This is a genomic window from Bacillus sp. FSL W8-0183 (assembly GCF_038006825.1).
In the GTDB taxonomy this organism is placed as follows: domain Bacteria; phylum Bacillota; class Bacilli; order Bacillales; family Bacillaceae; genus Bacillus; species Bacillus altitudinis.
Map to the genome: position 1 here is coordinate 2,291,089 of NZ_JBBOVY010000001.1, position 12,114 is coordinate 2,303,202.

A 12,114-nucleotide genomic window follows, 5' to 3' on the forward strand; every position below is an offset into this window, starting at 1 on the left:
TTAGTCGTTTTTAATAAATGAAAGCACTTCTGCTCTTGCTGCCGCATCATTTGCAAATGTACCGCGTACGGCTGAAGTGACGGTTTTAGCGCCGGGTTTCTTCACTCCGCGCATCGTCATACACATATGCTCGGCTTCAACGACAATCATCACACCATGTGGATTTAAAGTTTCCACCATACTATCTGCAATCGTTGATGTAATGCGCTCCTGAAGCTGCGGGCGCTTTGCCACGGCTTCTACTGCTCTCGCCAGCTTGCTGAGTCCCGTTACTTTTCCGCCGCGCGGAATATAAGCGACATGGGCTTTGCCATAGAATGGCACAAGATGGTGTTCACACATTGAATGAAAAGCAATATCTTTCACAAGAACAAGTTCTTCATGATCTTCACCAAAAATGGTTTTAAAATGTTCTTTTGGATCTTCATTTAATCCCGAGAACACTTCTTCATACATTTTTGCTACTCGTTTTGGGGTATCAAGAAGTCCCTCACGATCTGGATCTTCTCCGATTGCTTTTAATATATCGCGTACTGCGTGTTCGATTAATTCTTTATTTATTTCACTCATGTATTATATCCTCCAAAGGCGATTACATTTCATTCAGATTCTAGCACACTTCAGATCCTAAAAGCAAAGGAGAGCGTTCTAAACAAACCATTTGATTCAAAAGGAAAAGCCCCTTATCAAAGGGGCTTTTCTAGACCAGTGTGAAACTGTATATGTATAACTCCTTCAATAGGATCATTACACATAACGATTATTTACCTGCCACCGCGTCTTTAAGTGCTTTACCTGGTTTGAAAGCAGGTACTTTGCTTGCAGGGATTTCGATCTCTGCACCAGTTTGTGGGTTACGTCCTTTACGAGCTGAACGCTCACGTACTTCAAAGTTACCAAAACCAATAAGTTGGATTTTGTCACCATTTTTAAGTGCATCTAAAATTGTATCAAAAACAGAATCAACTGCTTTTGTCGCGTCTTTTTTAGATAACTCGCTTGCTTCAGCAACCGCGTTAATAAGTTCTGTCTTGTTCATGCCTTTCACCTCCTCCCAAAAATATGCATTCAATAGATTGTTATCATTTCTTCACAATTCATCTTCTTTCTATACACTTTTTTTGAAAAAAAGAGCGTCTAGAAAGCGTCATACATGGCTTTTCATTAGAAAACTTCTCTTTGAAGGAATGTTTGTCCAACAAAGTGAAGATTTTCTGTAAGTAGATTAACACATATGAAATACCATATCAAGCATTTTAAAGGGAAGAATCCTTATTCGTCAAGGATTAAGGGCACTTTTGCGAACGAATATTCCTAATTTCAGCCTGAATCTGACTAATCTTTATACAATTGTCTTTTTATGACTTCACCTGCACGCAAAAAAAGACCCCCATCAATGAGAGGTCTCACATCCTATAGAATAATCGCGATCAGACCGCCTGATCCTTCGTTAATAATTCGTTCAAGCGTTTCCTTTAGTTTATACCTTGCATTTTCCGGCATCAGCGAGAGTTTTGCTTGAATGCCTTCTCTGACAAGCGAGCTGAGTGAGCGTCCAAATATATCGGAATTCCAGATAGAAAGCGGATCATCCTCAAAGTCTTGCATTAAGTATCGGACGAGCTCTTCACTTTGTTTTTCTGTTCCGATAATCGGCGCAAACTCACTTTCTACATCTACCTTAATCATATGAATAGATGGTGCGACTGCTTTTAATCTGACGCCGAATCTTGATCCTTGCCTAATGATTTCCGGCTCATCTAAACTCATATCCGACAAAGCTGGTGCCGCAATTCCATAACCAGTCTGCTTCACCATTTTTAAAGCGTCAGACACTTGATCATACTCCGTTTTCGCATGTGCAAAATCTTGCATGAGCTCAAGAAGGTGATCTTTGCCCCTAATTTCCACACCAACCACTTCTTTTAGGATATGATCATATAGATCATCCGGCGCATACAGATCAATTTCTGCGATCCCTTGACCCATTTCAATGCCTGCTAAGCCCGCTCTTTCGATAAAATCGAATTCACTGAACTGACCTACCACTCGGTCAACATCTCTTAATCTCTTAATATCCTTGACGGTTTCTTTCACTGAATCCTGATAACTCTCTCTTAACCAATGATCTTCTTTTAGTACCATGACCCAGCTTGGCAGGTTCACATTCACCTCAAGCACTGGGAATTCATATAATGCTTCACGAAGTACACTGAGGACGTCTTGTTCTCTCATACTTTCGACACTCATCGCGAGTACAGGAATATCATATTTTTGACTAAGTTCCTGCCGCAGTGCTTCTGTTTCAGGGTGATAAGGTCTCACAGAGTTGATCACCATAATAAAAGGCTTTCCAACTTCTTTGAGTTCGTCAATGACACGTTCTTCTGATTCAATATAGTCATGTCTTGGGATTTCCCCAATTGATCCATCTGTTGTAATCACAACACCAATGGTTGAATGCTCTTGAATGACCTTGCGTGTACCAATTTCCGCTGCTTCATGAAACGGGATTGGCTCTTCATACCACGGCGTATTAATCATTCTCGGACCATTTTCATCTTCATACCCGCGTGCACCAGGCACGGTGTAGCCTACACAATCGACAAGCCTAATGTTGACATCCAGGCCGTCACTCACGTGAATGGATGCCGCTTGATTTGGCACAAATTTTGGCTCTGTGGTCATAATGGTTTTTCCTGCTGCGCTTTGCGGCAATTCATCCTGTGCTCTTGCACGGTCTGCCTCATTATTGATATTCGGGAGCACCACGAGCTCCATAAACTTTTTAATAAACGTAGATTTCCCTGTACGAACAGCTCCAACGACTCCTAAATATATATCGCCTCCTGTTCGTTCAGCGATATCCTTGAAAATATCGACTTTTTCCAAGTGATCCCCTCCCGGACTTGCTATCCTCGTTTTCAAATAAAATACTCTATACTTCAATCAAACGGTGCTTGAAAGGTGTCAGGACAATATATGTGTATGACGTTGTCCTATTTGAATATGACACCTTTTTTGTTTTGAGAGTATGTTTAGCCATAAAAAAACCTTTCTCCTCATTTATATGCAGAGGAGAAAGGTTCATTCTTGTTTATGACGTCTTTTTTTCTAAAAAAGCCGGCTCACCTTTTTTGTTGATCGTATATGGAACAGAAAACGCTGGTACAAACGGGGTTTCCTGCCAATAGACATCTTGAATATTTTCACCTGGTTTCAGCTTTTGTTTCGTATTTTTCAAAATCTGGGCAAAATCACTGCGATAGTCAACATAGATTTCGCCATTTGAGGAAATCAGTAATGGAAGTGATTCACCCGTGACAGGGCTCGTCACTGTAGGCGGTGCTTTTAACCCTAGTTTTTTTTCATTTAACGTATATAAATCTTTGGATACTACTTTGCCATATGGCGGATATGTATGTTCATCTTGATATATTTTGATCCTTAGACGTAATTCACTGATCGTTTGTGTCATTTTGACATCAAGCAGTTTCACCGTTGGATTTTGTTCGACGTCTGTGAGGACATAGATATATTCGCCCCCGCCTTCAAAAGATGTCGACGGTACATCGTGTAAATATCTTGGTGACAGACGCTTAAAGTTAATGACATACTTCTGATAAATCGGTGTGTCGCCTTCTTTTGTTTCAATCGGTAAAAGGCCATTTGTCGCTTTTTGAAAGTCTTCAATCGCTGTCTGCACACTTTGCAGCTGCTCTTTATATGGCACGCGGTTTTCAGCTTTGCGATTCTCTGGATAGAGGCACCCCGTAAGTAAAATAAGTGTTAACAGCATGACACTGATTTTTGCTTTGATCATCACATTCTTCCTTTTTCTTTATTCATTGACCGGCCCGCTAACTACAACTAAAAACACAATGATACCTGATATGAGCATTAAGCTGTACGCGACAGTTGAGGCTGTTATTTTCAGAAATCGGCTCTTCAGCTTAAACCTACTCAAATAAATGGTTACAACGGCTAAAAACATGAGCCCCATTGAACCAAGCGCAAACCACATCTTGATTAAAGCAAAACTCATCGTGCCTGTCCCCCTTTAATATAAACGAATTGTAAGCGTTTATATTTCATTCTAAACCAAAATTAAGTAAAATATCAATCATTTTTCCAATCATTCAGAAAAAAGTGAATAAAAAAACTGAAGCAAAGAGGGGGACTCTGCTTCAGTCATTAGGTCGACTATTTTTCCTCATTCTGTAGAGGCAAAGCTCTATTCAAACTTCATTGTTATGTTATGCAAGTCTTCCCCTTCTTGCATCCTCTACACGCCTAAGTTCAGTCTTCCAATTACTTTGTTTGGTTTTCGAACATGTTCACAAGGTCTTCCATCTCATGTGTTTTCACACGTGCCATTAAGGATTCTACAGCATCGTCAACTTTTTTCCCTTCAAATAGGACGCCGTAAAGAGCCTCCGTAATCGGCATGCTGACCTTGTATTCTTTGGAGAGCTGATAAGCGCCTTTTGTTGTGCGGACGCCTTCGACAACCATCCCCATTTTTTCAAGCACTTCTTCGAGCTTATATCCTTTACCGAGTAAATTACCGCAGCGCCAGTTACGCGAATGAACACTTGTACATGTGACAATCAAATCTCCAACACCTGTTAATCCGGCAAACGTAAGAGGGTTTCCTCCCATTTTTGTGCCGAGGCGGGCGATTTCAGCAAGCCCCCTTGTGATGAGCGCTGCTTTCGCATTATCGCCATATCCGAGTCCATCTGTGATCCCTGCCGCAAGAGCGATGATGTTTTTCAGCGCCCCGCCAATTTCCACCCCAATCACATCAGGGTTGGTGTACACTCTAAAATTATTGTTCATGAACAAATCTTGAACAAATTGAGCTGCTTCAATATTTTCTGACGAGACAGTCACAGTTGTCGGATGACGCAAGCCAACTTCTTCAGCGTGACTTGGTCCTGACAGGACAACCACTGCTTCCCTTTTCGCTTCTGGGACTTCTTGTTCAATCATTTGAGAAATTCTAAGAAGCGTATCTGGTTCAATTCCTTTACTGACATGAACAAATGGCACCTTTGACGTAATGAACTCATTGGCCTGTTTCAATACTTCTCGAATAGCCTTTGTTGGCACAGCGACAATAATCGCATCTGTCCCTTCTAGTGCCTGTTTCATATCTGTTGTCGCTTGAATAGACGCTGGCAATGCAACATTAGGCAAGTAATCATGATTTTCATGTTTCTCATTGATTTGATCAATTAATTCTTGTCTATGTCCCCACATGTGTACATCATGATGATTATCAGCTAATACAAGCGCAAGAGCTGTTCCCCAGCTCCCTGCTCCAAGTACTGAAATTTTCTTCATCCTGCTCACCCTTTTTATTTTCTCGCTCTCGCAAATATTTTAATTGGTGTTCCTTCAAAACCAAATGCATCTCGAATTCGGTTTTCTAGGAAACGCTCATAAGAAAAGTGCATAAGTTCTGGATCATTTACAAACACAACAAAGGACGGCGGTTTGATCGCCACTTGTGTTGCATAGTAAATTTTCAGACGCTGTCCGTTATGGGTCGGCGTTGGGTTCATTGCTACGGCATCCATGATAATATCGTTTAGAATGTTAGTTTGAACGCGCATCGCATGATTTTCACTAGCGGTAATGATTGTTGGCATTAACGTGTGAATTCTCTTTTTCGTAAGAGCAGACATGAATAAGACAGGTGCATAATCAAGGAATTGAAAATGCTCGCGAATGTTTTGCTCAAATTCCTTCATTGTACGCTCGTCTTTTTCAACAGCATCCCACTTGTTCACAATGATCACAACGGCTTTACCCGCTTCGTGTGCGTAGCCGGCAATACGTTTATCCTGTTCAATAATGCCTTCTTCACCATCAAGAACAACAGCGACAACATCCGATCGATCAATGGCTTTCAACGCACGGAGTACACTGTATTTCTCTGTTGTTTCATATACTTTCCCTTTTTTTCTCATACCGGCTGTGTCGACAATGACAAAGTCACGTTGGTTGTACGTAAACATTGTATCTACAGCATCTCTTGTCGTACCAGCGATGTTGCTGACAATGACACGTTCTTCACCAAGCATCGCATTCACCAAAGAGGATTTCCCTACATTTGGGCGGCCGATTAAGCAGAACTGGACCACTTCTTCATCATACTGTGTATCTGGTAAGTTTTTGAAATGCTCTGCGACAGCATCAAGCAGATCACCTAGACCGAGTCCGTGTGTTCCAGAAATCGGATACGGTTCGCCAAATCCAAGTGCATAAAAGTCATACACGTCGCTTCTCATTTCAGGGTTGTCCAATTTATTGACAGCAAGTACGACAGGTTTTTTCGTGCGATATAAAATTTTTGCGACTTCTTCATCCGCAGATGTGACGCCATCTCTTCCATTGACCATAAAGATAATAACATCCGCTTCATCCATTGCGATTTCAGCCTGATGGCGAATTTGCGCCAAAAACGGCTCATCTCCAATATCAATTCCACCAGTATCTATTAAATTAAAGTCATAATTTAACCATTCAGCAGAGCTATAGATTCGATCTCTTGTTACACCAGGTGTGTCTTCTACAATCGATATTCTTTCGCCTGCGATTCGATTAAAAATTGTAGATTTTCCAACGTTGGGCCTTCCAACAATGGCTACGACAGGTTTACCCATAGTACCCTTCCTTTCAATCCAGCCGCGATTCAATATGTTCATCATCATGTTTCAACCGGGATTTATAATTTTCATTCAGTTTTATGAAATAAACCCTTCAAACATGAAGGGTTCAACTTATATATTATATCAATTTTTAATCAGACCACAATGAATAACTTAAAAATGTTTGACGATCAAGTAAAGATCTTCTCCAATGCCGTGTGCAATTCCATCTAAAATGGCCTCTAAATTCATGGCATACATGTCGAGCTCTTCTTTATTTTCACAGAAAAAAACGGCTGTTCCGCCAATGACCCGCTCTTTATTTGTTGTCGCCACAGCCAATATAAATTGTTCAATGGTGTTCGCCATGCCCTATTACCTCACTTTCTTTTTAATGAAATCTGTCGGCATTCTAATGGCATTTTCTAAAATAGGCACCTCTTCTAATACACGGACAGCCAAATCTTCACGCTGCCATTGCGGTAAAATGAATACGCCAAGTGTGCCATTATTCAGATCACGTTTTGCGAGCGGACAAAGCGATGGTTCACCAGAATCTCGGTATACACCAAGCACGTTGGATAAATCAAATAAGATGGCTTGCCGCTGCCCAAGGTTTGCGATGGTTGTGGCCGAGTTAAAATTCTTCGGAGTCAAGATGAACCCCATTCCATGCTCTAAAATCAATTTTTGCTTTTCAGGCAGCCCGATATTCATAATGTAAATATCATTTACGTAAAGTCCTGCGCCGTCAAAACGAAGTTCCCCTTTTTGAATATTCACGATATCCTTTAATTGGCTCCCTGACATTAATAGTTTTGCCATGAAAAAACAAAGAATACCGACCACGGTCCCAACGACGAGCGAAAAGAAAATACAGGCGGTCGTTGTAATAAGGGCAGTAAGAATGGCAATGTAATTTCGACTTTCAAAGGCGATCGCAATGCCTTCGATATATGTACTGCCTCGTGAGACAAGCTCATACGAATCCATTTGGGTCAATGTATTTCTTTCCATATTACGCACATCACGAAATTGCGTGGCTGCAAGCGTCAGAAAGGTAATTGCAGTGAATTCTTCCTGGATCAGCGCAGGCATAATAATAGCACCAAGCCCTGATGCGATAAAACCTAGCGCAATGTGAATCACTTGTCCATGAATATATGTGGGATATTGCCGATAATCAGTTCTTAGCATATAAAGCCTAGCCGCCATCCCAAAGATGACACCAATAATCACAGGAAACGTGTAATCCGTCATGTTGATTTTGCAGCCCCTTTTACTGGTTTTCTAGATGAACGGATGTTCAAGAGTTTTTCAAGCTGACCTACACCTAATAGAAAGACAGCTCCTTGAACAGCCATGGAAAGAAACGAGAGATCTCCTATGACAATGGAAGATGTGAGGCGATGAATCGTAAGCGCATAAAGGGCTTCCCCCAGACATATAGCCATCATCCATAAAGTGATCCGTTCCGTTAACTGATGCCCATATGTTAAACACATCAAGATCAGCAAGGCAAATACAACCCAGTCCACCTTTATTATCGTGAACCAAACTGGATCATATAATGCAAAAATCATAAAAAAGGCATACGCACTGACCATGGAACCTAATTGCATGATTCGCATGATTCGATGAGCAGGCCGAAAGATCACGAATGACATGCAAGCATATAAAAAGGTCATCAAAAATCCTGCATTGATCCTAATGTCTAAAATAGAAACCATGACATGACTGCATATAATATGAATGAGAACACATACGCCCAGCACATTGCGCCACGTGCTTTTCTCCATGATAAATGTCACCATAATCCAAACGAACCATATTGACCAATAATAGTACAATGCCTCCAACCCTCATCACCTCAATTACATTATGGGAAAATCTCCAGTTTTTAAACGTATGAGAAGGTGCGGGATTTGCATGAAATAAACAAGAGGTGACACCCTAATAGTTGAGGAGGGATGTATGATGGGTAAGGATAGACAGGAAAAACGCCTAAAGGCGTCAAGAAGAGTTGAATCTGATCGCGATCAATCCATTCATCACAAAGGGGCAACAACTTTAGAAGGCCCGGAAGACGCTCGTAAAAGAAATCAATAAAAAAAAGACATGTGATTACCACATGTCTCAGCGTGCAGACAAACCCTCGCATTCAGTGTCAGTCCTGCGCATTGGTGCTCACGAATGTCAAATTCGCTCCGCAAAAAGGAGCTGTCTTTCATAGACAAAAAAAGTTTTCTTTCACGCTGAAAAGAAGACAAAGGGCTACATTTCATTTAGTCCTTTGTCTTCTTATTTCTTAAACTATAGTACGTAGTATCCACGCCTCTTTCTTTTAGCCAATGACTTGTTTCCCCTGTAAGCACAATCGGAGCTTGCCTTAGCTCCTCAATTGTTTTCATGCCAAGTACTGTCATCAACATCTTCACATCATCTTGTAGATCAATGATATCAGAGATGAGGCCCTTTTCTCCTCCACTCGTCAGGGATTTTAAGAAAAAGCCGGCTAATCCAACGGCAGACGCACCAAGAGCAATTGATTTTGTCACATCAAGAGCATCTTGAATGCCTCCAGAAGCTAGGACGGTTTGATCTGGAAAGGCTGTATGTACTTCAGCCAGACTCGCTGCAGTTGGAATTCCCCACTGGTCAAAATAGCGAAGTGCTTTTTGACGGCGCAGGTTCTCGATTTTAGAAAAATTCGTTCCCCCAAATCCACCTACATCAACACCAGCAACTCCAGCATCAAATAATTTCTTTGCTGTTTCCTTACTCATCCCAAATCCAACTTCTTTGACGACAACAGGCACCTCAATTGATTCAGTAATGGCTGAGATCCGCTCAACAGCACCTCTGAAATCACGATCTCCTTCAGGCATGACGATCTCTTGAATCACGTTTAAGTGAATTTGGAGCATGTTTGCCCCCAGCATGTCAACGGCATCCCGTGCTTGCTGAATTGTCGCCTCACTGCCCAAATTGGCAAAAACGAGTCCATCTGGATTCACCTTTCGAACCACTTCATACGTACGACGTTCGTCTGCATCTTTCAGTGCAGCCATTTGTGATCCGACTGCTACTGGAATATTGGTTTCCTTCGCTGCGATAGATAAAGAGCGATTAATCTCATAGGTCGATTCTCCGCCTCCACCAGTCATTGCATTGATAAAAATTGGCGAACCGAAAGTCAGTCCGCCAATTGTCGTATGTGTATCAATTTGTGATGTCGCAAGATCTGGTAAACTGGCGTGAACGAAGGAAACATCTTGTAAACCTGTTGTTGCATGCTGGCCAGTCGACAAAGCATGCTCAATATGCTGTTTCTTTCTTTCTGCTCGCGTCAATTTTGATCACCAAATTATTTTAGTTTATTGAGTTTATCACCAATCAGGTCACCAAGCTGGAATCCGCTTGTATTTTCTTCTTTCGCCTGATATTGACGGTAATCCTCTTCGATTTGTTTTTCAGGATTCTCTTCTAATTCACGAATGCTAAGTGAAATGCGCTCTTCATCTTCATTGACATCAAGCACTTTCACTTTCACAGTCTGCCCTTCTTCAAGGACTTCTTGAGGAGTACCGATATGTTTGTGTGAAATTTGGGAAATATGCACAAGTCCTTCTACACCTGGCAGAATTTCAACAAATGCTCCAAAGCTCACAAGGCGTTGAACGGTTCCTTCAAGAACATCACCTTGTTTTACCTTTTCGCCAATTTGGCTCCAAGGTCCTGGTAATGTTTCTTTAATAGATAGTGAGATACGTTCGTTATCGCGGTCAACAGCAAGAACTTTGACTTTCACTTCCTGTCCTTCTTCAACAACGTCAGATGGCTTTTCGACATGCGCATGGGATAGTTGAGAAATGTGAACTAATCCATCAATGCCGCCAATGTCAACAAATGCACCAAAGTCAGTCAGGCGCTGCACTTTTCCATCAATCACACTGCCTACTGCAAGCTTTTGCAGGAAGTCTTGCTTCTTGTCTAATTGTTCTTGCTCAACGACTGCACGATGCGATAGAATCACGCGGTTTTTTTCGCGGTCAAGCTCTACCACAACAAGCGAGAGTGTTTTTCCTTTGTAGTCAGTGAAGTCTTCTACATAGTGTGCCTCAACAAGAGACGCAGGAATAAATCCGCGAACACCAATGTCGACCACTAGACCACCTTTGACAACGTCTTTTACTTCTGCTTCAAATACTTCTTTTGTTTCAAACTTTTTCTCTAGGTCTTCCCAAGCGCGGTCTGCATCAACAGCACGTTTCGATAAAATCAAAGCATCGTCTTCGACCTTTGTTACTTTAAGCTCTAACTCGTCGCCATCTTTCACGACATCTGATGCTTTTTCAACGTGAAGACTTGATAATTCACTGATTGGGATGATCCCAGGTTGTTTCACATTGACGATATCTACATTGACATGCTTGTCCTCAACTTTAGAAACAATCCCTTTCACTACATCTCCAACCTCTGGTACCTGAACATCGATTTGATTCATTTCCTCTGTCATTTCGATAACCTCCTTGGTCCAAACCTACACAGCTTAGTTAAAACGACTGGGTGAATATGTGTCCTTAGCATGATGATTGCCAGCCGAATATGTATTATAGAAACATTCAAATCAACAGAATTGCTTGAATGATCAATAAAAATAGTATTAGTATAAACTTCTAATAAAAGACCTTGTTTGTCAAGAGATAAACCTCTAACTTATAAAAGTTTTCTAAAATTTCTTACTGTTTTTCTACACGCTCTGCTGCATCTAAAATTTTACCTGCAACCTCTTGAATAGAAAGGGAAGTCGTGTCAATTTCAATGGCATCATCTGCTTTCTTCAGCGGTGATACCTCCCGCTCAGAATCAAGCTTGTCACGTCTTGCAATCTCTTCGATCAGCTGATCGTAATTGACATCATAGCCTTTTTTCTGATTTTCTTCAAAACGACGTTTTGCTCTTTCCTCTACTGACGCAAGCAAGAAAATTTTCACTTCTGCATCTGGAAGAACATGCGTGCCAATGTCTCTTCCATCCATGACGACACCGCCTCGGTTCCCCAGCTCTTGCTGCCTGCGGACCATTTCTTCCCGGACAGCTCTATGCTTTGCAACAACAGAGACTTGATTGCTTACGCGGTCTGTTCTGATGTCTTCTGTGACATCGATCGTGTCTAAATGTACTTTTTGACCTTCGTCAGTTGACACAAGTTCAATGACTGTGTTTTTCAATAACGCATCAAGTGCCTGTTCGTCTTCAAGGTCTACGCCTTGATTGAGTGCTGCAAGTGTAATTGCGCGGTACATCGCACCTGTATCGATATAAATATATGATTTTTTCGCTGCGACAATTTTTGCCACAGTGCTTTTTCCTGCTGCAGCAGGACCGTCAATTGCGATAGATAATTTCTTTTTCATAATACCTCTCCTTGATTGAATCTCCCTTATGAATT

Annotated in this window: 14 protein-coding genes; 1 reads left to right on the forward strand and 13 read right to left on the reverse strand. The window is 41.5% G+C overall.

The features are described 5' to 3' along the window. From folE to NSQ64_RS12165, 10 genes are all read right to left on the reverse strand, one after another. Positions 1-570, reverse strand: a complete 570-nt coding sequence (gene folE / locus NSQ64_RS12120; protein WP_003215789.1) for a GTP cyclohydrolase I FolE — start codon at positions 568-570, stop codon at positions 1-3. Between the two features lie 190 nt (positions 571-760). Beyond that, complete coding sequence (hbs, locus tag NSQ64_RS12125) at positions 761-1,039, reverse strand: non-specific DNA-binding protein Hbs (protein WP_003215863.1); 279 nt, start codon at positions 1,037-1,039, stop codon at positions 761-763. A gap of 374 nt (positions 1,040-1,413) precedes the next feature. After that, positions 1,414-2,892 (reverse strand): stage IV sporulation protein A, encoded by a 1,479-nt coding sequence (spoIVA, locus tag NSQ64_RS12130; protein ID WP_008344534.1) that lies wholly within the window; start codon positions 2,890-2,892, stop codon positions 1,414-1,416. Positions 2,893-3,097: 205 nt separating this feature from the next. Next, a complete protein-coding gene (locus NSQ64_RS12135) occupies positions 3,098-3,823 on the reverse strand; it encodes a hypothetical protein (protein ID WP_341016723.1) in 726 nt (241 codons plus the stop codon). 18 nt (positions 3,824-3,841) lie between these two features. After that, positions 3,842-4,045 (reverse strand): DUF2768 domain-containing protein, encoded by a 204-nt coding sequence (locus NSQ64_RS12140; protein ID WP_024718503.1) that lies wholly within the window; start codon positions 4,043-4,045, stop codon positions 3,842-3,844. Between the two features lie 266 nt (positions 4,046-4,311). Continuing rightward, positions 4,312-5,349: an NAD(P)H-dependent glycerol-3-phosphate dehydrogenase gene (locus NSQ64_RS12145; RefSeq protein ID WP_039165750.1), complete on the reverse strand. Its 1,038-nt coding sequence runs from the start codon at positions 5,347-5,349 to the stop codon at positions 4,312-4,314. A gap of 14 nt (positions 5,350-5,363) precedes the next feature. After that, the gene (gene der, locus NSQ64_RS12150; protein WP_008344528.1) at positions 5,364-6,674 is read right to left on the reverse strand and encodes a ribosome biogenesis GTPase Der; all 1,311 of its coding nucleotides are present in this window, start codon (positions 6,672-6,674) and stop codon (positions 5,364-5,366) included. A gap of 159 nt (positions 6,675-6,833) precedes the next feature. Continuing rightward, the gene (locus NSQ64_RS12155) at positions 6,834-7,028 is read right to left on the reverse strand and encodes a capping complex subunit for YIEGIA (RefSeq protein ID WP_008344527.1); all 195 of its coding nucleotides are present in this window, start codon (positions 7,026-7,028) and stop codon (positions 6,834-6,836) included. Between the two features lie 6 nt (positions 7,029-7,034). Further along, on the reverse strand, positions 7,035-7,919 hold the full coding sequence (locus NSQ64_RS12160) for a YIEGIA family protein (protein WP_007500964.1): 885 nt from the start codon (positions 7,917-7,919) through the stop codon (positions 7,035-7,037). Beyond that, a complete protein-coding gene (locus NSQ64_RS12165; protein WP_445684645.1) occupies positions 7,916-8,518 on the reverse strand; it encodes a YphA family membrane protein in 603 nt (200 codons plus the stop codon). Before NSQ64_RS12165 ends, NSQ64_RS12160 begins: the two co-directional genes overlap by 4 nt. A 118-nt stretch (positions 8,519-8,636) precedes the next feature. On the opposite strand from NSQ64_RS12165, the gene NSQ64_RS12170 reads away from it, so the two are divergent. Then, positions 8,637-8,768, forward strand: a complete 132-nt coding sequence (locus NSQ64_RS12170) for a YpzI family protein (protein ID WP_008344525.1) — start codon at positions 8,637-8,639, stop codon at positions 8,766-8,768. A gap of 176 nt (positions 8,769-8,944) precedes the next feature. Here the strand turns inward: NSQ64_RS12170 and fni are convergent, their stop codons facing one another. From fni to cmk, 3 genes are all read right to left on the reverse strand, one after another. Then, entirely contained in the window at positions 8,945-10,012 is a 1,068-nt protein-coding gene (gene fni, locus NSQ64_RS12175) for a type 2 isopentenyl-diphosphate Delta-isomerase (RefSeq protein ID WP_341016729.1), read from the reverse strand. Positions 10,013-10,026: 14 nt separating this feature from the next. Further along, entirely contained in the window at positions 10,027-11,178 is a 1,152-nt protein-coding gene (gene rpsA / locus NSQ64_RS12180; protein ID WP_008344519.1) for a 30S ribosomal protein S1, read from the reverse strand. A gap of 223 nt (positions 11,179-11,401) precedes the next feature. Beyond that, complete coding sequence (cmk, locus tag NSQ64_RS12185; RefSeq protein ID WP_017359766.1) at positions 11,402-12,079, reverse strand: (d)CMP kinase; 678 nt, start codon at positions 12,077-12,079, stop codon at positions 11,402-11,404. Between the last annotated feature and the right edge of the window lie 35 nt (positions 12,080-12,114).

Coding starts and splice junctions, on each gene's coding strand:
- folE (WP_003215789.1), bottom strand. CDS start 570: ATGAGTGAAATAAATAAAGAATTAATCGAACACGCAGTACGCGATATA.
- hbs (WP_003215863.1), bottom strand. CDS start 1,039: ATGAACAAGACAGAACTTATTAACGCGGTTGCTGAAGCAAGCGAGTTA.
- NSQ64_RS12135 (WP_341016723.1), bottom strand. CDS start 3,823: ATGATCAAAGCAAAAATCAGTGTCATGCTGTTAACACTTATTTTACTT.
- NSQ64_RS12140 (WP_024718503.1), bottom strand. CDS start 4,045: ATGAGTTTTGCTTTAATCAAGATGTGGTTTGCGCTTGGTTCAATGGGG.
- NSQ64_RS12145 (WP_039165750.1), bottom strand. CDS start 5,349: ATGAAGAAAATTTCAGTACTTGGAGCAGGGAGCTGGGGAACAGCTCTT.
- der (WP_008344528.1), bottom strand. CDS start 6,674: ATGGGTAAACCTGTCGTAGCCATTGTTGGAAGGCCCAACGTTGGAAAA.
- NSQ64_RS12155 (WP_008344527.1), bottom strand. CDS start 7,028: ATGGCGAACACCATTGAACAATTTATATTGGCTGTGGCGACAACAAAT.
- NSQ64_RS12160 (WP_007500964.1), bottom strand. CDS start 7,919: ATGACGGATTACACGTTTCCTGTGATTATTGGTGTCATCTTTGGGATG.
- NSQ64_RS12170 (WP_008344525.1), top strand. CDS start 8,637: ATGGGTAAGGATAGACAGGAAAAACGCCTAAAGGCGTCAAGAAGAGTT.
- rpsA (WP_008344519.1), bottom strand. CDS start 11,178: ATGACAGAGGAAATGAATCAAATCGATGTTCAGGTACCAGAGGTTGGA.
- cmk (WP_017359766.1), bottom strand. CDS start 12,079: ATGAAAAAGAAATTATCTATCGCAATTGACGGTCCTGCTGCAGCAGGA.